The sequence below is a fragment of the Kitasatospora albolonga genome (assembly GCA_002082585.1).
In the GTDB taxonomy this organism is placed as follows: Bacteria; Actinomycetota; Actinomycetes; order Streptomycetales; family Streptomycetaceae; genus Streptomyces; species Streptomyces stephensoniae.
In genome coordinates this window covers 734,435-754,085 of record CP020563.1, presented here as the reverse complement: position 1 = coordinate 754,085, position 19,651 = coordinate 734,435, and the positions used below count along the sequence as shown (strand labels likewise).

22 protein-coding genes are annotated in these 19,651 nt (G+C 73.4%); 11 read left to right on the top strand and 11 right to left on the bottom strand.

All coding sequences use genetic code 11. From position 1 onward, the window contains the following. Window positions 1-5 precede the first annotated feature (5 nt). Window positions 6-482, top strand: coding sequence for a hypothetical protein (locus tag B7C62_03170; GenBank protein ID ARF71368.1), 477 nt, complete (start codon window positions 6-8; stop codon window positions 480-482). A gap of 37 nt (window positions 483-519) precedes the next feature. Here B7C62_03170 and B7C62_03165 read toward each other — a convergent pair whose 3' ends face one another. Together B7C62_03165 and B7C62_03160 are read right to left on the bottom strand one after the other, a co-directional pair. Beyond that, window positions 520-996, bottom strand: coding sequence for a hypothetical protein (locus B7C62_03165; protein ID ARF71367.1), 477 nt, complete (start codon window positions 994-996; stop codon window positions 520-522). Window positions 997-1,212: 216 nt separating this feature from the next. After that, window positions 1,213-1,725 carry a Mini-circle protein gene (locus tag B7C62_03160; protein ID ARF71366.1) on the bottom strand — a complete coding sequence of 171 codons (513 nt, stop codon included), beginning with the start codon at window positions 1,723-1,725 and terminating at the stop codon, window positions 1,213-1,215. A 188-nt stretch (window positions 1,726-1,913) separates the two neighbouring features. Here B7C62_03160 and B7C62_03155 point away from each other — a divergent pair, with 188 nt between their 5' ends. Then, on the top strand, window positions 1,914-2,822 hold the full coding sequence (locus B7C62_03155; GenBank protein ARF71365.1) for an oxidoreductase: 909 nt from the start codon (window positions 1,914-1,916) through the stop codon (window positions 2,820-2,822). Here the strand turns inward: B7C62_03155 and B7C62_03150 are convergent. The 4 genes from B7C62_03150 to B7C62_03135 form a co-directional block, all read right to left on the bottom strand. Then, entirely contained in the window at window positions 2,791-4,377 is a 1,587-nt protein-coding gene (locus B7C62_03150) for an apolipoprotein N-acyltransferase (GenBank protein ARF71364.1), read from the bottom strand. The genes B7C62_03155 and B7C62_03150 overlap by 32 nt on opposite strands. Window positions 4,378-4,498: 121 nt before the next feature. Further along, the gene (locus B7C62_03145) at window positions 4,499-4,987 is read right to left on the bottom strand and encodes a hypothetical protein (protein ARF71363.1); all 489 of its coding nucleotides are present in this window, start codon (window positions 4,985-4,987) and stop codon (window positions 4,499-4,501) included. 233 nt (window positions 4,988-5,220) lie between these two features. Beyond that, complete coding sequence (locus B7C62_03140) at window positions 5,221-6,087, bottom strand: stress protein (GenBank protein ARF71362.1); 867 nt, start codon at window positions 6,085-6,087, stop codon at window positions 5,221-5,223. Window positions 6,088-6,153: 66 nt separating this feature from the next. After that, on the bottom strand, window positions 6,154-7,161 hold the full coding sequence (locus B7C62_03135; protein ARF71361.1) for a hypothetical protein: 1,008 nt from the start codon (window positions 7,159-7,161) through the stop codon (window positions 6,154-6,156). A gap of 230 nt (window positions 7,162-7,391) precedes the next feature. Between B7C62_03135 and B7C62_03130 the strand changes: the two genes are divergently transcribed. The 3 genes from B7C62_03130 to B7C62_03120 all read left to right on the top strand — a co-directional run bounded on the left by B7C62_03130 (window position 7,392) and on the right by B7C62_03120 (window position 9,601). Beyond that, window positions 7,392-8,081 carry a hypothetical protein gene (locus B7C62_03130; protein ARF76961.1) on the top strand — a complete coding sequence of 230 codons (690 nt, stop codon included), beginning with the start codon at window positions 7,392-7,394 and terminating at the stop codon, window positions 8,079-8,081. Between the two features lie 180 nt (window positions 8,082-8,261). Beyond that, window positions 8,262-8,924, top strand: coding sequence for an RNA polymerase (locus B7C62_03125; GenBank protein ARF71360.1), 663 nt, complete (start codon window positions 8,262-8,264; stop codon window positions 8,922-8,924). Between the two features lie 119 nt (window positions 8,925-9,043). Next, window positions 9,044-9,601, top strand: a complete 558-nt coding sequence (locus B7C62_03120) for a phosphotransferase (protein ID ARF71359.1) — start codon at window positions 9,044-9,046, stop codon at window positions 9,599-9,601. 116 nt (window positions 9,602-9,717) lie between these two features. On the opposite strand, the gene B7C62_03115 is transcribed toward B7C62_03120, so the two are convergent. Together B7C62_03115 and B7C62_03110 are read right to left on the bottom strand one after the other, a co-directional pair. Continuing rightward, a complete protein-coding gene (locus B7C62_03115) occupies window positions 9,718-10,590 on the bottom strand; it encodes an undecaprenyl-diphosphatase (protein ARF71358.1) in 873 nt (290 codons plus the stop codon). A gap of 190 nt (window positions 10,591-10,780) precedes the next feature. Then, window positions 10,781-11,503: a hypothetical protein gene (locus B7C62_03110; protein ID ARF71357.1), complete on the bottom strand. Its 723-nt coding sequence runs from the start codon at window positions 11,501-11,503 to the stop codon at window positions 10,781-10,783. Between the two features lie 196 nt (window positions 11,504-11,699). On the opposite strand from B7C62_03110, the gene B7C62_03105 reads away from it, so the two are divergent. The 3 genes from B7C62_03105 (at window position 11,700) to B7C62_03095 (ending at window position 14,755) form a co-directional block, all read left to right on the top strand. Next, entirely contained in the window at window positions 11,700-12,359 is a 660-nt protein-coding gene (locus B7C62_03105) for a DNA alkylation repair protein (protein ARF76960.1), read from the top strand. Window positions 12,360-12,665: 306 nt separating this feature from the next. Beyond that, entirely contained in the window at window positions 12,666-13,841 is a 1,176-nt protein-coding gene (locus B7C62_03100) for an elongation factor Tu (GenBank protein ARF71356.1), read from the top strand. A gap of 68 nt (window positions 13,842-13,909) precedes the next feature. After that, window positions 13,910-14,755 (top strand): spermidine synthase-like protein, encoded by an 846-nt coding sequence (locus tag B7C62_03095; protein ARF71355.1) that lies wholly within the window; start codon window positions 13,910-13,912, stop codon window positions 14,753-14,755. Between the two features lie 165 nt (window positions 14,756-14,920). Here the strand turns inward: B7C62_03095 and B7C62_03090 are convergent, their stop codons facing one another. After that, a complete protein-coding gene (locus B7C62_03090) occupies window positions 14,921-16,093 on the bottom strand; it encodes a hypothetical protein (protein ARF71354.1) in 1,173 nt (390 codons plus the stop codon). A gap of 145 nt (window positions 16,094-16,238) precedes the next feature. On the opposite strand from B7C62_03090, the gene B7C62_03085 reads away from it, so the two are divergent. Then, window positions 16,239-16,676 carry a DUF4442 domain-containing protein gene (locus B7C62_03085; GenBank protein ID ARF71353.1) on the top strand — a complete coding sequence of 146 codons (438 nt, stop codon included), beginning with the start codon at window positions 16,239-16,241 and terminating at the stop codon, window positions 16,674-16,676. A gap of 93 nt (window positions 16,677-16,769) precedes the next feature. Here the strand turns inward: B7C62_03085 and B7C62_03080 are convergent, their stop codons facing one another. Further along, the gene (locus B7C62_03080; protein ID ARF71352.1) at window positions 16,770-17,300 is read right to left on the bottom strand and encodes a gamma carbonic anhydrase family protein; all 531 of its coding nucleotides are present in this window, start codon (window positions 17,298-17,300) and stop codon (window positions 16,770-16,772) included. 162 nt (window positions 17,301-17,462) lie between these two features. On the opposite strand from B7C62_03080, the gene B7C62_03075 reads away from it, so the two are divergent. Beyond that, window positions 17,463-18,212: an acyltransferase gene (locus B7C62_03075; GenBank protein ID ARF71351.1), complete on the top strand. Its 750-nt coding sequence runs from the start codon at window positions 17,463-17,465 to the stop codon at window positions 18,210-18,212. A 45-nt stretch (window positions 18,213-18,257) separates the two neighbouring features. Further along, entirely contained in the window at window positions 18,258-18,812 is a 555-nt protein-coding gene (locus B7C62_03070) for a hypothetical protein (protein ARF71350.1), read from the top strand. Window positions 18,813-18,837: 25 nt separating this feature from the next. Here B7C62_03070 and B7C62_03065 read toward each other — a convergent pair whose 3' ends face one another. After that, window positions 18,838-19,650 (bottom strand): AAC(3) family N-acetyltransferase, encoded by an 813-nt coding sequence (locus B7C62_03065; protein ARF71349.1) that lies wholly within the window; start codon window positions 19,648-19,650, stop codon window positions 18,838-18,840. Between the last annotated feature and the right edge of the window lies 1 nt (window position 19,651).

The following is a 19,651-nucleotide window of genomic DNA, read 5'->3' as shown; positions in this document are numbered from 1 at the left end:
CCGCAGTGGTGGAGCAGCAGGAGGCGTCGTCCGAGGACGCCGTCATGACCAGGATCGGCCAGGCGGTCATGCTGCTCCACGGCGGTGACCGGGAGGAGGCCCGCAACCGCTTCGGCCTCCTCTGGTCGGAGCTCGGCGCGGACGGTGACGCCCTGCACCGCTGCACCCTCGCGCACTACATGGCCGACACCCAGGACGACCCCGGGGACGAGCTCGCCTGGGACCTGCGGGCCCTGACGGCCGCCGAGGGGCTGCGCGGCGAGCGCCCCGCCGGGCACCGGGACTCCCTGGCGGTCCAGGCGTTCTACCCCTCGCTGCACCTCAACCTGGCGGCGGACTACCTCAAGCTCCAGCGCCCCGACGCGGCCCGCATCCACCTGCGCCAGGCCCGCGACGCGGCGGACGCGCTGGACGACGACGGCCACGGCGAGGGGGTGCGGGCCGCCATCGAGCGGCTGGAGCAGCGGATGCGGGGGCTGTGAGCGGGGGCTCGCCGGGACCCGCCGGTCTTCTCGGCCGTCAGCGGCCGTACGTCTTCTCGCAGATCCGGGCCTCCGTGCTGCCCGCCTGCCAGCCGCCGTACCCCCGGCCCAGCGCGCACACGTCGTACATCCCGCCCCCGACCCGCGGCAGGGCCGGGAGGACGTGGGGCGGGACGCGCGGAGGCTGCGGGGGCGGGGTCCGGCGCGGTGGTGGCGCGGTCCGCTCCGGTGGCCGGGGTACCGGGGGAGGTCCGGCGCGCCGCGCCTCCGTGGGGGCGGCGGAAGCCGGTGCGGGGGAGGCGGGTGCGCCGGGCGAGGGGGCCGGTTCCTCGATGGTCTCCAGCGCCTCACGGGCGGGCGGCTGCACGACCTGCGGGAACACGTCCTGCCCCGGTCCGCTGCTGTTCCCGGGGGGCTGCCGGGGGCCCGTCTGCGGCCCCACCGACACACAACCGGCTACGGCCGTGACGGCCACCCCGACCAGGAGGCTCGTGGTGAATCTGGTTCGCTGCACCCGGGTAACTCTGCGGTGCGGACAGGCGCTCGGGCAGCCCGAGCGCGAGGAATGGCCCGCACGAGTGACCCCGTCAGCACAGCGCCACGGCCCGGCCCCCCCCGTGCGCAGGCCCCGTACGGGAAGACTCCGTTCGAAGCCCTCGCGTTCGAGGCCCCCGCGTCTGAAGCCCCCGCGTTTGAAGCCCCGTGTTCGAGGGCCCTGCCGACGGTCCGGTCAGACGCCGGTCGCGCCGTCGACGCGCTCCCGCACCAGGTCGGCGTGGCCGTTGTGGCGGGCGTACTCCTCGATCATGTGCGTGTAGATCCAGCGCAGATTGAACGGTTCGCCCGCCGAGCCGACGCCCTGGGAGAAATCGTCCAGGCCGTACGCGGCGGCGCTCTTGCGTGCCGCGGCCGTCTCCGCCCGCCAGGCCGACTCCGTCTCGGCCCAGGTGTCGGTCTCCGTCACCGCGAAGTCCCCGTCCGGGTTCTCCCGGGTGGAGTACAGGTCCGGCAGCTCCTCGCCCGCCAGGATCTCGCGGAACCAGAAGCGCTCCACCTCCGTCAGGTGCCGTACGAGGCCGAGCAGGGTGAACGCGGAGGGCGGGACCGACGCCTCCCGCAGCTGCGCGTCCGTGAGGCCCGCGCACTTCCTGGCGAGCGTCTCGCGGTGGTAGTCGAGCCAGCCCTCCAGCATGGGGCGTTCGGCAGCGTCGAGGGCGGGTTCGGGCCGTTCTTCGGAAGTCATGCCGGTCATCCTGGGCCATGATCACGACCCTGGCCAGGCAATTTTCTTCCCGGGCGGCCGGGAGCGGGCCGACAACGGCCCCGTATGCTGCCGGAACCGGAACCGGAACCGGAACCGGAAGACCGGGACGGTACAGCGATCCGGACACCGGACGGCACATCGGACGGCACGGCGATAGGGAGACCCCTGTGAAGGTCGGTTGCATCGGGCTCGGCGACATCGCGCAGAAGGCGTACCTGCCGGTGCTGACCGCCGTTCCGGGGGTCGAGCCGCACCTCCAGACCCGTACGCCCGCCACGCTCGACACCGTGGGCGACACCCACCGCATCCCGGCCGGAGCCCGCCACACCACCCTGGACTCGCTGCTCGCCGAAGGGCTGGACGCGGCCTTCGTGCACGCCCCGACCGCCGTCCACCCCGAGATCGTGGAGCGGCTCCTCGAAGCCGGGGTCGCCACCTATGTCGACAAGCCGATCGCGTACGAGTACACGGAGTCCGAGCGGCTCGTGAAGCTCGCAGAGGAGCGCGGTGTCAGCCTCGCCGTCGGCTTCAACCGCCGCTTCGCGCCGAGCTACGCCCAGTGCGCCGAGCACCCGCGCGAGCTGATCCTGATGCAGAAGAACCGCGTCGGGCTGCCCGAGGACCCCCGCGCCCTGGTGCTCGACGACTTCATCCACGTCGTCGACACCCTGCGCTTCCTGGCCCCGGGCCCCGTCGACCACACCACCGTGCGCGCCCGGATCGTGGACGGTCTGATGCACCACGTGGTGCTCCAGCTCTCCGGTGACGGCTTCACCGCGATCGGCATGATGAACCGGCTGAACGGCTCCACCGAGGAGATCCTCGAGGTCTCCGGCCGTGACACCAAGCGCCAGGTCCTCAACCTCGCCGACATCGTCGACCACAAGGGCCAGCCCAGCGTGCGCAGGCGCGGCGACTGGGTGCCGGTGGCCCGGCAGCGCGGCATCGAGGCGTGCGTCCACGCCTTCCTGGACGCGGTCCGCGCGGGCGAGGTCCTCAGCGCCCGGGACGCCCTGGCCACCCATGAGCTGTGCGAGCGGATCGTCAGGGAGTCCCTGGAGCAGGCTTCCTCCTGAGCGCCCGCAGCCCCTCGGCGGCGCACAGCACGGCCAGCGCCGCCAGGGCCCCGTACACCGCCCAGTCCCCGGAACGGCCGTAGAGCGTGGTGCCGCGCGCCAGCGGTACGTCGTACACGGCCGCCGCGCTCGCCTCCGTACCGAGCGGTTCACCGATCCGCTCCCCGCGCGGCCCGAACACGGCGCTGATCCCGGTGAGCGTCGCGTGCACGACGGGACGGCCGTTCTCGGCGGCCCGCAGCGCCCCCAGCGACGCGTGCTGGGCCGGTGCCCAGCTCTCCTGGAAGGTGGAGGTGGCGGACTGGGCGACGAGCACCTGGGCGCCGTCCCGGACCAGCCGCCTGCTCATGTCCGGGAACGCCGACTCGAAGCAGACCAGCGGGCCGATCCGCAGCCGCTCGTCGCCGTCGGGCAGGACCATCACCACCTGCCGGTCGCCGCGCAGCCGGTCCTCGCCCGCCGCCCGGCCCACGGAGGTCACCCAGCCGAGCAGGGAGCGCGCCGGGACGTACTCGCCGAACGGGACCAGGCGCATCTTGTCGTAACGGTCCCCGGTCGGCCCGTCAGGACCCACGAGCACCGCCGACTTGAAGATCCCGCTCCGGCCCGAACCGTCCGTCTGCCGGGCGTCCACATTGACCAGCAGATCGGCCCCGGTCTCCCGGGAGAGCGCCGCGAGCCGCCGCGCGGTCCCCGGGTCCCGCCACGCGCCCGCCCCGATACTGCTCTCGCCCCAGACGACGAGGTCCACGTCCTGGCCCGCGACCGTACGGGTCAGCTCCTCGCCCCGGGCGAGGCGCCGCTCGACGCTGTTCGGGCCGGTGATGACCCCCGGCTGTACGACGGCGATCCTGGCCGTCCCCGTGGTCACCGGCTGCGGGGCCCAGGCCCACACGGCCCCCACGGCCAGGGCGCACACGACCAGCAGCACCCCGCCCACCGTCCGGGCGGCGGCGCGCGCGGTCACCAGCAGGACGAGCTCGGTGTTGACCGCCACCACCAGCAGACTCACCAGCCACACCCCGCCCACCGACGCCACCCGCAGCGCCGGGACGACCTCCCACTGGCTCGCGCCGAGCAGCCCCCAGGGCCCGCCGAGCCCCTCCCAGGAGCGGATCAGCTCGATCACCAGCCACCCCGAGGGCACGGCCACCACCGCGGCGGCGGCCCGCGGCAGGGAGGGCCGGCCGCCGAGCAGCCGCCAGGACAGCACGCCCCACGGGGCCCAGAGGAGGCCGAGCAGCGCGGCCAGCAGCACGATGAAGACGTGCAGACTCGGCATCAGCCAGTGGTGCACGGCGATGACGAAGCCGATCCCGCCGATCCAGCCGTCCAGCGCCGCCCGGCGCGCCGTGCCCGCCGAGCGGATCAGCAGCAGCCAGGGAACGAGCGCGACCCAGCCGAACCACCAGAGCGAGGGCGCGGGGAACGCGAGTGCGGGCAGCGCCCCGGCGAGCAGGGCGAGGGCCGCCCGGACCCAGCCGGATGCGGGAAGCCCGCCCACCCGCTGTCCGTCGGACGTCGGCGCCGGGCCCCTTCCGCCCCGCCTCCGCATGGCGTGCCCTCCTCGTCCCGCGCGGGTGAGCAGCCGCGTGATCTGCCGGATCAGCTCTGTACCCAGTGTGGGGGAGGTGATCCCCACCGGGCACGGGACACCCCCGGCCGAAGGGGGCTGTTCAGGCCGGGCCGGGGGTGCGGCGCCACTTCTCGTGGACGGTGACGGTACGGATGCGCCAGCCCGGGGCCGCACCGTCACCACGGTCCAGCTCGAAGGTGTACCGCCCGCCGGAGACGAAGTCGGGAGCGGTGCCACCGGCCCCGGGTGCCTCGCCCTCCCGTGCCAGGCGCATCGGGTTGAGGTAGTCGGCCCGTACCTCCGCCAGGTCGCCCGGGTAGCCGCCCAGGTCCTGGAGGGCGATGCGCCGGTTGACGATCAGATGCTGGCGGATCGGGAAGAGGCGCATCGTTCCGGCGAGCCAGCGCGCGATCTCGCCCGCCGGGCCCGCCACCCCGCCCGCGCCCGTGTAGTCCGCGCGGCCGTCCGGCGCGAACAGGGCTTCGTACGCCGCCCAGTCGCCGTCGTCCACCGCCACCGCGTATCCGGTGATCACGTCATCGATGGCGAGCCGGTCCATCACGGTCGCGAGTGCCACGCGCTGTGTCATCGGTCAAGTCTCGGTCAAGCCGCCCGCCACGCCAAGGGGCCCGCACCGCCGGAAAGTTGACAAAGCGACACCGCGCCGAGGGGCTTCCGTTGCCGGGAAACCGATGAGCCGACAAGCCGCCACCGTACCGAGAGGGCTTGCGCAGCCCGGGGGTCGGCAGGCCGCCAGGAGACCGGTAGGCCGACACCGTATCCAAAGGAACGTCCGCCGCCCGGAAGCCGACGGCCGACCGGTCAGCAGGGCACGACGGCGACCGGGCCCAGCGCGTGCGTGAGCGTCGTCTGCGCCACCGGGGAGAGCCCCAGGCCGAGCGACTCCCCGCCCCTGCGGCGGCCGATCACCGTCAGGGCCGCCGTGGCGGAGGCCGTCACCAGGGTGCGCGCGGCGGAACCGTTGACCGGCTCCCGTACGACCTCCACCTGCGGATACCGCTCCTGCCAGCCGGAGGTCACCTCCGCCAGGCTCCGTTCGGCCGAGCCCGCCGCCGTCTCCCGGTCGAAGACCGGTCCGCCCGCGAGCATCGAGGAGAACATCGTCCAGCCGTGCACGATCCGCAGCCGCGCACCGGGCCGTTCGGCCGCGGTGGCGAAGGCGAACTCCAGGACCGCCTCGCTGCTCTCGTCGGCGGCCACCCCCGCCACGATGTCGGAGAAGGGTTCGGCGTCCCCCGCCCGGTCGTCCTCGTCCGGGACGCCGTCCTGCACGACGACGACCGGGCAGCTCGCCATCGACGCGGTGGCCAGGCTGTTGGAGCCGATCATCAGCGACCGGAAGCCGCCGAGCCCCCGCGAGCCGACCACGACCATCGACGCGTCCCGGCCGAGCGAGACGAGGGCCGCCGCCGGGAAGTCCAGCGGGGCCAGCGTCGAGGGGCGCAGCGCCGGGGCGATCAGCTCGCTCCGGCGTACGGCCTCGGCCAGCAGTCCGTCCGCCTCGCGCTGCCGGGTCTCCTCGTCGGCGTTCCGGGTGAGGGGCATGACGTGGACGATCAGCAGCGGGAGCCGGCGCCGCGCGGCCTCCCGCGCGGCCCAGTCGAGCGCCTGCCTGCTGTGCGTGGAACCGTCGACGGCGGCGATCACGGGAAGATCGGTAGTGGTCATGGACCCGAGCGTACGTCGCCGGGCCCGGGCCGCCGGGCGGGGGCGCAGGTCAGGCGGGGGTGCGGGTCAGTCGTGGTTGTGGGTGGAGGAGGTGTCGTCCGGCGGTACGCTCCGCCCGCCGTCGTTCCCGCTGACCACCACCACGACCAGCGCCACCATGACCCCCACCACCGCGAGCCGGCCGCCCAGGCGCAGCGCCCAGCCGGTCCGCGAGGCGGTGGCACCGGGCCGTGCGGGCAGTTTCTCGGAGCGGCGGGCCGGGCGCAGCAGCCGGACGAGGAGCAGGGCGGCGATGGGCAGCTGGAGCAGCCAGATACCGGTGCGGAACCAGCCGTCGTACCAGACGTTCGTCCCGTACAGCAGGGTGTGCCAGACGCTCAGGACGTAGACCACGATCACGAACCGGTGCAGGACGCGCCAGGTCTTCGGGCCGAAGCGGTGGCGTACGTAGAAGAGCAGGCCGAGCGGGACCGCGAGGTACAGCGCGGCCTGGCCGATCGGGATGGCGATCTGTCCGGTCCCCGATCCGTAGCCGCCGGGGACGAACGTCTCGACGAAGGCGGTGCCCAGCGCCGAGTTCCAGGCCGCCGTGTCGTGCCGGAACAGTTCGGCGCCGAAGAACAGGGCGTGGGCGAGGATCAGCGCGATGGTGTTGAGGCTCGTCGTGCGGTGGAGGCGCTCCAGCCGGGGTGCGGAGATCCGCGGCCATCGCGGGCGGGGGCCGGAGAGCAGGAGCCCGAGGATCACCGTCCCCCAGGCCCAGAGCAGTGCGGACCAGCCGAACGCCTGGCTGAGGAAGTACATCCAGAAGCCGCCCGCGTCGGCCATGAACGGCATCACGGAGACCGTGGAGGAGGTCTTGTCGCGGATGCGTACGTAGAGGAGGACGAAGACGGCCGCCGTCACGAGGAGCGCCACCAGACCGTCGGGCCAGGAGGCGCGCAGGTCGGAGCGGAGGGTGACGCGTCGCGATGCTGTCCGGGGCCGCGGGGCGCCGGGTGCCGTGAACTCGGTTGATTCGGTGGGGGTTTCGGCGGCCGCTGCCGGTTCGGGTGCGGGGGGCTGGTTCGTCATGCGGCCTCTTCGGGGGCGTCGGCTGGCGGAGCGGATGCGCAGGCCCCGGGCCACGAGGCGTGTGCAGGCGCGCTGTTGGAGCAGTCGGCGGGGGAGGGAGGAAAGTTCCCCCGAGGTTTGTGTGACATGAATCACATGAGAAACGGCTGGGGCAAACGGGGTGAACTCCCGTTGTTTCCGCATCTGCTGGCCTTCTCCGCGGGGCGGGTACGGCTGGCACCATGACCGCCATGGGAGCCGGAACCGCACTCCGCCTCGCCCGCACCGCGCTGTTCGCGGTCGTGTGCGTCGCCGTGTCCGGACTCGGCCATGCCCTGATGTCCGACGGGCCGCTGCCGCTCCTGCCCCTGGTGGCCGTCCTCGCGCCTGTCGCCGCCGCCGGCTGGTGGCTCGCGGGCCGCGAACGGAGCGCCCCGGTCACCGTATCGGCCCATGTCCTGGGCCAGTTGGGTCTGCACGCCTGCTTCAGCGCTGCCGCCGCCTGCCTCCCGGCCGCCTCCGGAGCGGGCGGCGCGGGGAGCGCGCACCACGCGCACGGGGCGATGGCGAGCCACGCCTCCCATGCTTTCGGCGCGGGTCCGGCGGCCGGGGACACCGCGCATCTGACGGGGCTTCTGGCGGCCTTCGACGGTTCGGTGTTCACCCTCGGCATGGCCGCCGCCCACGCGGTCGCCGGGCTGGTCTGCGGCTGGTGGCTGTGGCGCGGAGAGGTGGCCCTCGCCCGGCTGGGCCGCTGCCTGGCCCTGTTCGTCCGGGCGCCGCTGCGGACAGCCTGGCGCCTCTGGTCGGCGGCCCCGCTCGACGGCGTCCCGCCCGTACGGCGGCGCACCCGCCGCAGACCGGGCCGCCGCCCGCAGGACCTTCTCGCCCTGCACGCCATCTCCCGGCGCGGTCCACCGCTTCCCGTCCCCTCCCCGTGACCTCCGACCGACCACCCGGTCCCGTACGGCCCGGTGGCGGTACGGGTGTGCGCGCTCCCGCGCACACCCGTGACAGGCATGCCGGTCCGCGGAACCGCCCCCAGGGCGTCCGCGAGGCCGGTCACGCGGAGCCGGGCCCGCCGACCGCGCCGCGGCTCCGCCAGGACGCGAAGGACTGCTGTGACCCCGACTGCCATCCCCTCCCTCCCCACCCGGCCGCCGACCGCCCCGGAACCCCGGCCCCGCGCGTACACCACCCGCCGGAACGACGTACAGATCACCGACTGGGCGCTGGCCGCGGGCGGCGGTGACCAGGAGGCCGCCGACCGTTTCGTCCGGGCGACCTACGAGGACGTCCGGAGGTTCGTCGCCTACCTCAGCGCCGACGTCCCGGGCGCCGACGACCTCGCCCAGGAGACCTATCTGCGGGCGATGAGCGGACTGGCCCGGTTCGCCGGACGCTCCTGCGCCCGCACCTGGCTGCTCTCCATCGCCCGGCGCGTCGTCATCGACCGCCACCGCACGGCCGCCGTGCGCCCCCGGACCGCCGACACCGCCGACTGGCAGGGCGCGGCGGAACGGGTCCAGCCGCGCCACCTCCCCGGGTTCGACGAGTCGGTCGCCGTCTTCGACGCCCTGCACCGCCTGGACCCCGCGCGCCGCCAGGCATTCGTGCTGACGCAGGTGCTGGGGCTCTCCTACGAGGAGGCGGCCGACGCCGCCGGATGCCCCGTCGGTACGGTGCGCTCCCGCGTGGCGCGCGCCCGCCGGGAGCTGGCCGGGCAGTGGCGTACGGAACCGGGTGAGCGGGTGATGGCGGCCGTTGGCCCGGCCCTCTGCTAGCGGGGCGTCTCCGCGTACGGCCTGGCCGCCCGTCCGTCCGGCCGGAGACGTTCCCCGCCCCCGGTGCCCTACGATCACCGGGGGCGCGGCGCGGGCCGCCCGGGGGCGGAGCGGGGACGATGACCTGGAACGAAGTGCCGGTGGACGGCGAACCGGCGGCGGGGGCGGTCCTGCTGAGCGGTATCCCCGGCAGCGGGAAGTCCACGGTGGCCGCCGCGCTGGCGGCCCGGTTCGCCGCCTCGGCCCATATCGAGGTGGACGCGCTCCAGGGACTCATTGTCACGGGCGGGCGGTGGCCCTCCCCGGAGCCGGACGCCGAGGCGGACCGGCAGATCTTCCTCCGGGCCCGCAACGCCTGCCTGCTGGCGGACAGTTTCGTCTCCGCCGGGTTCGTCCCGGTCATCGACGACGTGGTCGTCCGCCGGGCCCACCTCGGCTTCTACCGGCGGCAGACCGCCGTCGGGCCGCTGCACTTCGTGGTCCTCGCCCCGGGTGCGGCGAAGGCGGGGGAGCGCAACCTCGCCCGGGACAAGACGCTCACCACGGACTGGTCCTTCCTGGACGCGGCGATGCGCACCGAACTGGCCGACGAGGGCCTCTGGATCGACAACGCCGGGCTGACGGTGGAAGAGACGGTGGACGCGGTCCTGGCGGCGACGGGGCTCACGGGCCGCTGAACCGGCGTTGTCAGACCCTCGCTCTACGGTGGTGACATCTATCCGCGCTGCTGGCTGCTGCGCTGCTGGATCGTCCCCGCCCGGCTGCTCCCGGGCGGGGACGCGCAACCGTGGCGTCAGCCCGCGGACTCACCCGCGTGCGGGCTCAGCACACCGGCCGAGACGAGGATGAAGATGAGGATACCGAGCGCCACCCGGTAGATCACGAACGGCATGAAGCTCTTGGTCGTAATGAACTTCATGAACCACGCGATAACGGCATATCCGACAAAGAACGCCACCAGCGTCGCGAAGATCGTCGGCCCCCAGGACACATGGCCCTCGCCCACGTCCTTCAGCTCGTACGCGCCCGAGGCGAGCACCGCCGGGATGGCCAGCAGGAAGGAGTAGCGGGCGGCCGACTCGCGCGTGTAGCCCATCAGCAGACCACCGCTGATCGTCGCGCCCGAGCGCGAGACACCGGGGATCAGCGCCATCGCCTGGCAGAAGCCGTAGATCAGACCGTCCCGGACGCCGAGGTCCTTGAGCGTCTTGCGTTCCTTCACGGCGCGGTGCTTGCCGCCCGCCTCGTCGCGTGCGGCCAGCCGGTCGGCGATCCCGAGGACGATGCCCATGACGATGAGCGTCGTCGCGATCAGCCGCAGGTCGCGGAAGGGGCCCTCGATCTGGTCCTTGAGCGTGATGCCCAGCACCCCGATGGGGAGCGAGCCCACGATGACCAGCCATCCCACCTGGGCATCGTGGTCGCTGCGCATCTCCTTGTCCGTCAGCGAGCGGAACCACGCCGAAAGGATGCGCGCGATGTCCTTGCGGAAGTAGATCAGCACCGCCGCCTCCGTGCCGATCTGGCTGATGGCGGTGAAGGCCGCCCCCGGGTCCTGCCAGCCGGCGAACGCGGCGGTCAGCCGCAGATGGGCGCTGGAGGAGATCGGCAGGAACTCGGTCAGTCCCTGAACGAGTCCCAGGACGAATGATTCGAACCAGCTCATGGGGCTTAAGCCATCCCGGAGGTGATCGTGCATCGGCCACGGGCGGCGGGCCCGTCGGCTGCGTGCGGAGTGCGGAGCGACGTCAAGGACATCGAGGTCGCGGGCAGCGTATCGCCTGAAAGTGAACGCCAGGCTGACCGCACCGGTCGTTCCGGTGCCGTCGTCCGCCGGGGCTTCCGCCGTGTCCCGGTCAGCCCTTCGGCGTGTCCCGGCGGAGCCGGTGGCGCTTGCGCCAGGCCACCAGCGCGCCGCCGAGACCGGAGAGCACGATGAACCCCGTCGCGGCCAGGAACAGCGGCGAGGTCGGCGACGCGGCCTCGCTGCCCGCTATCACGTACGCCGCCGTGTTAGGGATGGAGCCGATCCCGGTGGCCAGGAGGAAGGGCGGATAACCCATGCGGGAGGTCGCCGCACAGTAGTTGGCGGCGGCGAAGGGGATACCGGGGAAGAGGCGGAGCGCCAGCACCGAGCGGAAGCCGTGCCGGCTCAGCACCCCGTCGGCGGCGGTGAGCACCCGCCCGCGCAGCAGGGTGCGCAGCGCGTCCTGGCCCAGCACCCGGCCCAGCATGAACGAGACGCCCGCGCCCAGCACCGTGCCCGCCAGCGCCGCTATCAGCCCCGTCTGCGTACCGAAGAGCGCCCCGGCGGCGAGGTTCAGGAGCGGGCGCGGCACGAACGCCACGGTCAGCGCCCCGTACGCGAGCCCGAACAGCATCGCCGCACCACCACCGGTCAGCTGCTCCGGCCAGCCCGACGCCAGCAGCCGCTGTGGTTCGAACAGCAGCATCGTCGACGCGGCGGCCAGCAGCACCGCGACGAGCAGTGAGAACCGGGACCAGGGGGAGAGCAGCGCCTTCGAGAAGCGAAGGGCCGCACCACCGGCGGGACGGGTGGTGGGGACGGGGTCGAACATTCGGGGAGAGTAACCGAAAACGGTGGATGATCGCCGTAACGTACGTCGCGTGGACCCTGCAGCAGCCTCCGCCCCCGCCGAACCGGACGACCCGCTTCCCGGTGCCGTACCGGACGACCTTGACGTAACGGACAGCCCGCTTCCCGCTGCCGTACCGGACGCTCCCGCCGTACCGGACAGTCCGCTCGCCGACACCGTGCTCGCGCGGCTGACCGAGGCGTACGCCCCGGCCGCCGATCCCGTACGGGCCGAGGGAGCCGCCGCGTACATGAAGCACATCGCCCCCTTCCTCGGGATTCCCACCCCTCGGCGCCGGGCCCTGTCGAAGGCCGTGCTGGCGGGCACCGGGCGGCCGGACGAGCGGGACTGCACGGCGGTCGCGCTGCGCTGCTGGGAGCTGCCCGAGCGCGAGTACCAGTACTTCGCCGTCGACTACCTCCGCCGGTACGTGGCCTCCTGCTCCTCCGGCTTCCTGCCCGTCCTGCACCACCTCGTCACCACCACCCCCTGGTGGGACACGGTCGATCTGCTCGCCGCGCATGTCGCGGGGCCGCTGGTGGCCGCCGATCCGGCGCTCGCCCGGGAGATGGACCGGTGGGCCGAGGACGAGAACCTGTGGGTCGCCCGTACCGCCCTCCTTCACCAGCTGCGCTACAAGGAGGCCACCGACACCGACCGCCTCTTCGGCTACTGCCTGCGCCGCGCGGACCACCCGGACTTCTTCATCCGCAAGGCGATCGGCTGGGCGCTGCGGGAGTACGCGAAGACCGACCCCACCGCCGTACGCGACTTCGTCGAGGGTGCCCGGACCCGGCTGTCCCCGCTCTCCGTGCGCGAGGCGCTCAAGAACCTCTGAGGCGCGGGGAAGCCACGGGAAGCCACGCGGAAAACCATTCGACGCCGCGGTCCCGCCCCGCCATGATCAGAGGCATGTTCCGGTACGCCTTCCTCGCAGCGCCGTCCGCAGTCGCGGACGCGCCGAAGGCTGCCGTCAACGACGTGGCCACGGCCTCCACCGCAGCCGTCATCGCAGCGGCGGCGCCCATCGGCGGCGCCCGAAGCTGACCCTCCCCCGACAGTCCGGCGGACCCCGCAAGGGGAGGGTCGGCGGGGCCCTGGGGTCTTTCTCTCTTCTCAGCTTCGAGTTCTTAAGGAACGAGCCATGTCCAAGACGGCTTACGTGCGCACCAAGCCGCACCTCAACATCGGCACCATGGGCCACGTCGACCACGGCAAGACCACCCTCACCGCCGCCATCACCAAGGTCCTCAGCGAGCGGGGCGGCAGCTCCACCTCCTACGTGTCCTTCGACCGGATCGACCGGGCCCCCGAGGAGGCCCAGCGCGGTATCACCATCAACATCGCGCACGTCGAGTACGAGACCGACACCCGCCACTACGCGCACGTCGACATGCCCGGTCACGCGGACTACATCAAGAACATGGTGACCGGCGCGGCGCAGCTCGACGGGGCGATCCTCGTCGTCTCCGCGCTCGACGGGATCATGCCGCAGACCGCCGAGCACGTCCTGCTGGCCCGTCAAGTGGGCGTCGACCACATCGTCGTCGCCCTCAACAAGGCCGACGCGGGCGACCCCGAGCTGATCGACCTGGTCGAGCTGGAGGTCCGTGAGCTGCTTTCCGCGCACGGGTACGGCGGCGACACCGTTCCCGTGGTCCGGGTCTCCGGGCTCAAGGCGCTGGAGGGCGACCCACGGTGGACGGCGGCGATCGAAGGGCTGCTGGACGCCGTCGACACATACGTACCGATGCCGGTGCGCTACACCGACGCGCCGTTCCTGCTCTCCGTCGAGAACGTCCTGACCATCACCGGCCGGGGCACCGTCGTCACCGGCGCCGTCGAGCGCGGCACCGTCCGCGTGGGGGACCGGGTCCAGGTGCTGGGCGCGGACATCGAGACGGTCGTCACCGGTCTGGAGACCTTCGGCAAGCCGATGGAGTCCGCCGAGGCCGGGGACAACGTGGCGCTGCTCCTGCGCGGCGTGGAGCGTGACCGGGTCCGGCGCGGCCATGTCGTGGCCGCGCCCGGCAGTGTCACGCCCAGCCGCCGGTTCACCGCGCAGGTGTACGTCCTGTCGGCGAAGGAGGGCGGCCGGTCCACCCCGGTCGCCACCGGTTACCGGCCGCAGTTCTACATCCGTACGGCGGACGTCGTCGGGGACGTCGACCTCGGCGGGACGGCGGTCGCGCGCCCCGGTGACACGGTCACCATGACCGTGGAGCTGGGCCGTGACGTCCCGCTGGAATCCGGCCTCGGCTTCGCGATCCGCGAGGGCGGGCGCACGGTCGGCGCGGGCACGGTCACCGGGCTGTTCTGAGGGCCGCCGCCGCCCGCCACCCCTGGATACGGGGGTGACGGGCGGCGGGGCCGCGCGACAATGGAGGGGTGAACGATCCGATACCCGTCATCCGCGAGGTCGACTGCGGCACCGCCCGGCTGCTGCCCGATGTGGACCGCGACCGGGCCTGGCTGCTGACGGTCGACGAAGCGCCCCAGTCGTACGTGGACCTCGACGATCCGACGTACCTGGAGTTCGAGTACGTACGGCGCCTCGCGCATGTCGTGGAGTGCGCGGCGCCCGCCGGTACCCCGCTGGACGTCCTGCACCTCGGCGGCGGCGCGCTGACCGTGCCCCGGTACGTCGCGGCGGTCCGCCCCGGCTCGCGGCAGGACGTCGTCGAGGCGGACCGCGAGCTGCTGCGGATGGTGCGGGAGCATCTGCCGCTGCCCGACGGCAGCGGCATCAGCGTGCACGCCGCCGACGCCCGGGCCCGGCTGGAAGCGGCACCGGCCCGGTCCGCCGATCTCGTCGTCGCGGACGTCTTCGGCGGCTCCCGGGTCCCGGCCCACCTGACCTCGGTGGAGTACGCGCGGGCCGCCGGGCGGGTGCTGCGGCGCGACGGGATCTACGCGGCCAACCTGGCCGACAGCGCGCCCTTCGCGTTCCTCCGCTCCCAACTCGCCAACTTCGCGGCGGCCTTCGAGGAGCTGGCGCTGATCGGTGAACCGGCGGTGCTGCGCGGCAGGCGCTTCGGCAATGTCGTGCTGCTGGCCTCGCACGCCCCCATCGACACGGCGCCGCTCATCCGCCGCTGCGCCGCCGACGCCTTTCCGGCCAGGGTCACGCACGGTGACGCGCTGGTCCGGTTCATCGGTGGGGCCCGCCCGGTGCGGGACGCTGACGCCGTCGCCTCGCCCGAACCGCCGGAGGGCGCCTTCAGCATCGGCTGAGGACGGAGCATCGGCTGAGGGTGGCGGTCGGCTGAAGACGGAGAGTTGGCTGAGGACGGTGGGTCGGCCTGCGGCGGGCGTCGGCTGGATGCGGGAGGCCGACCGGACACGGGAAGCCCCGTCCCGGCCCGGGGGACAGCGTGCCCGGGCCGGGGCGGACGGGCGTCAGCCGGTCGGGTCGCCGGAGAGCCGGACCGTGCTCAGGATCTTCTGGACGGTGGCGTCCGGGAGTTCGTCGTCCACGCCCGCGACGGCGTAGAGGACCCAGGTCGAGAAGTCGCCCTTGGAGTTCTTGAAGGAGAAGGCGATCGACTTCCCGTCGGTGTCGCACTTCTGCTTCTTGGCCAGCCCGGTCGCGGTGGCGGTCACGACGCTGCCGGAGAGGCCCGACTGCGTGGTGAACGGCTTCGGATCGCCGACCTTGACCTTCTCCTTCGGGTCGCTCTGGCCGTACGCCGCCCAGACCCAGGTGCCCGCCTCGGCCTTCGCGGCCTCGTCGGTGCTCTTCGCCCCGCGGGCGCCCTTCGTCCCGACGCCGGCCAGCTCGGTCTCCTCGTCGCGGCCGTCCTTGTCGGAGTCCTCGACGCACCACTTGCTCTTGTAGAAGGCGGGCGCGGTGAATCCGGCGACCGGCGCGTTCTCGGGGTTCTTGGAGTCCTCGAAGCCCGCGAACACACCCGAGCTGGAGACCTCCCAGTCACCGGGGACGTCGAACTGCGTGCCCCACTTCGGGTTGGTGACGACCTTCCACCCCGGCACGAGGGGCTCGGGGTCGCCCTCGGAGCCGCGCGGGTTCTCCACCGGGGCGGAGCTCGCGTCCTCCGACACGCTCGGCTTCGCGCTCGGGGAGGCGGACTTCTTGTCGTCGGCGACGGTCGAGCCGCCGTCGTCGTCCTTGTTGTTCATCACGATGACGCCGGTGACGACGGCGGCCACGACGACCGCGGTCGCCGCGACGATGGCGATGACGGTCGTCTTCTTTTTGCCGTCGCCGGGCTTCGGCCCGCCGGGCGGCCCCGTGACCGCGTACTGCGGGACGGTCGGCTGCTGGTACGGGTTGGGCTGCCCGTAACCCGGCTGCTGCCCGTACCCGGGCTGTCCGTACCCCGGCTGCCCCGGCTGTCCGTACCCCGGCTGACCGGGCTGCTGTCCGGGCTGGCCCGGCGGGTATCCGGGCGCGCCGGGCTGTCCCGGCTGCTGGCCGGGCTGCTGCCCCTGCTGCGGATACCCCGGCTGCTGATAGGGGTTCGGCTGCTGGTACCCCGGCTGCTGGTACGGGTTCTGGTTCGGGTCCTGCGGGTTCTGCTCGCCCCCGGGCGGCTGCTGTCCTGGCCACATGGCCAGTAACCATAGATGGGTGGCGTGTCCACTGCCACGCCCGCCCCTGTCCCAGAGCTGTCCCGGTGCCGTAACAGGGGGGAGGGCGGGGGATGGCCAAACCTGGCTACTCATGAGTAACCTTCGGTCCATGAGCGCTGAACAGATGACCGTCGGCGAGATGCTCGTCGCGACGGTTCCGATGGCCCGGACCCTCAACCTCGAATTCCTGGAGACGACCCCCGAGCGCGCCGTCGTCCGGCTGCCGGACCAGGCGGAGTACCACAACCACGTCGGCGGGCCGCACGCCGGAGCGATGTTCACGCTCGCCGAGTCCGCCAGTGGTGCCATCGTCATCGCCGCCTTCGGCGACCAGATGTCCCGGGCCGTGCCGCTCGCCGTCAAGGCCGAGATCGGCTACAAGAAGCTCGCCATGGGAGAGGTCACCGCGACCGCCACCCTCGGCCGCCCGATCGCCGACGTCGTCGCCCAGCTCGACGCCGGGGAGCGCCCCGAGTTCCCCGTCGCCATCGAGATCCAGCGGGCGGACGGGGCGGTCACGGGCGAGATGACCGTCGTGTGGACCCTGCGCCCCAACAGCTGACGCCCGCGGGCGTACGTTCCCGGGGCCGCCGCCCCCTCCGGTCGGGGAGGGGAGCGGCGGCTTCCGGTATGTGCGGGCCCACACGGGCGAGGCTCAGCCCTCGTGCGCCGCGCGGTGGGCCTTGGCCAGCTCCACGTAACCGGCCGCGTTGAACCGGATGCCCTCCAGCTCCTCCGCTGTCAGGGGCCGCTTCACCTTGGCGGGCACCCCCGCGACCAGCGACCCCGGCGGCACCCGCATCCCCTGCGGGACGAGCGCCTGCGCCGCGACGAGGGACCCGGCGCCGATGTGCGCGCCGTTGAGCACGGTGGCGCCCATCCCCACCAGGACGTCGTCCTCCACGGTGCAGCCGTGCAGCACCGCGTTGTGGCCGACCGAGACCCGCGCGCCCACGGTGAGCGGGAAGCCCGGGTCCGTGTGGACGCTGCAGTTGTCCTGGATGTTGCTGTCCGGGCCGACCGTGATCGGGCCGCAGTCGGCGCGCAGCACGGCCTGGTACCAGACGCTGGAACCGGGGGCCAGCACCACCTCTCCGATCACCACGGAGGTCGGGGCCACGAACGCGTCCGCGTCGATGACCGGCTCCTTGCCGCCCATGCCCGTGATCAACGCCTGTTCCGCCATGGCCTGCTCCTCGGTGGTCCGGTGTGCTGCTCCTGGGGCCTGCGATCGGGATCGGGCCGACTCACACGGTAGGCGACGGCTCCTCGCCCGCGCCGGGGGGTGGGGTGAACATCACAGGTCACCGCACGGATCGCCGCCACCCGCGCCGACTACCGTGAGCCCGTGCCGAAAAACCGCAACACGTTCTCCTTCCTCGCCCGCCGGGGCCGCCGTGCCGCCTCCTGGCTGGTCCACCGCGGCTGGGAGTGGGCGCGGGAGGCGGGCGCCGTCACCGCCGAGCACCCCGGCCGGCTGCGCTTCGGCGCGATCGGGGAGGGGACCCGGCTGGCGTTCCCGCAGGGCACGGTCTTCGGGGAGCCGTGGATCGAGCTGGGCAGCCACTGCATCATCGCCGAGCAGGTGACCCTGACCGCCGGGATGATGCCGGACCTGGACCTGGGGCCCGACCCGATCCTCACCCTGGGCGACGGGGTGGTCCTGGGGCGCGGCAGCCATGTGATCGCGGACACGACGGTGACCATCGGCCCGGACACGTACTGCGGTCCGTACGTCTACGTCACCTCGACCAACCACAGCTACGACGACCCGCACGAGCCCGTGGGCAAGCAGTGGCCCCGCATGGAGCCGGTCGCGATCGGCCCCGGCTGCTGGATCGGCACCGGAGCGGTGATCCTGCCCGGCGCCCGGCTCGGCCGGAACGTGGTGGTCGCGGCGGGCGCGGTCGTGCGCGGCGAGGTCCCCGACCACGCGGTGGTCGCGGGGGCCCCGGCCCGGGTCGTACGGAGCTGGGACCCGGAGAAGGGCTGGCAGCCGCCCCTGCGCACCCCGGCCCCCGTACCCATTCCGGAGGGCGTGACCCCGGAACAGCTGGTCGCGCTGGCCGAACGGGGAGAGACGCCGGACGACCGGTGACGAAGGCCCGCCGGGGCAAGGGGCGCCGCCGTTAGTGTGAGCCGTATGCGCGCACCCATCGGCACCTTCGAGGACGCCTCTCCCGCCTCCGAACGGCTCGACCTGCTCCCCGCCCCCGTCGCGACGGCCCTCGCCGCCGGGTGGGGCGGCATCACCGCCGACCGGATCATCCACGTCGACACCGACCCGGCCGTGGCCGACACCGCCGTCTTCGTCGAGCACCACGGGCGGGACCTGCTGGACACCTCGGCCAACTGCGTCGTCGTGGCGGGCAGGCGCGGCGGGGAGACCACCCTCGCCGCGTGCGTGGTGCTCTCCCGCACCCGGGTGGACGTCAATGGCGCCGTACGCAAGCACCTCGGCGCCCGCAAGGCGTCCTTCGCCGCGATGGACACGGCGGTCGGCGCGACCGGCATGGAGTACGGCGGCATCACCCCGATCGGCCTCCCCGCCGACTGGCCGCTCCTCCTCGACCCCGCCGTGGTGGACGAGGAGTGGGTCCTGATCGGCAGCGGCAGCCGCCGGGGCAAGCTCATCGTGCCCGGCAAGGCGCTCGCCGCCCTCCCCGGCGCGGTGGTCGTGGCGGGGCTCGGGGTCTGAGGCGGCGCGGGGGACCCGAGAGGGATTACCGGTGGGCCGTGAGCCACCCGGTGGCGAAGTCGACGGCCGCCCGCAGCCGGAGCAGCCCGCACGACGCGGACCCGATCAGGCCCTTCCGTACGTCACCGGGGGCGGCGGACTCCTCGAACGCGGCGCCCAGGGCCGCGAAGTCGCCGTCGTCCAGGGCCACATCCTCGTACTCCCACCACTGCCGCACACCCCCCGGCGCCACCACACAGCGGTAGCGGCGGAGCGGCGGGGCGGGGGTGCGGTACTCGGCCAGGTGGAAGGCGGTGCAGGTGGCGTAGCCGGTGCCGAGCAGGAGGACCCGGGCGTCGGCCTCGTACAGCCGGGCGAGCGGGGAGTCCTCACCGAGGTGGCAGTCCGGCCGGTGCCCGGCGAGCAGCTTCCCGGCGGCGGGGCCGAGAGCGGCGAAGGAGGTCTGCGGATGGCCGCTGCGCCGCGCCCCCGCCGCCGTCCGTACGGTCTCGGCCAGCGCCCCCATGGACGGTGCGGGGGTGAGCGCCGGATCGAACGGGGGCATCGACGCGCGGACCGCCTCGCGCGCCCCGGCGTCCAGGCCGTGCACGCGGGCGCGGTACTGCGGGGAGGTGTCCGAGTTCTCCGTGGTGAAGGAGGGAACCACCAGGGTCCCGGCCCTCCCCACCGCCCGGCGCAGCGCCGCCAGCACGGTGGCGGGCCCGCCCGGCACCGGCCCCGTCGCCCGCAGGGAGGCATGCACCAGCAGGACGTCACCGGGGCGCACGCCCAGCGCGGACAGCGCGGCGGCCAACCGCTCGATGCTGTCGGGGTCGCTCACGGCGGAGACCCTGCCCATG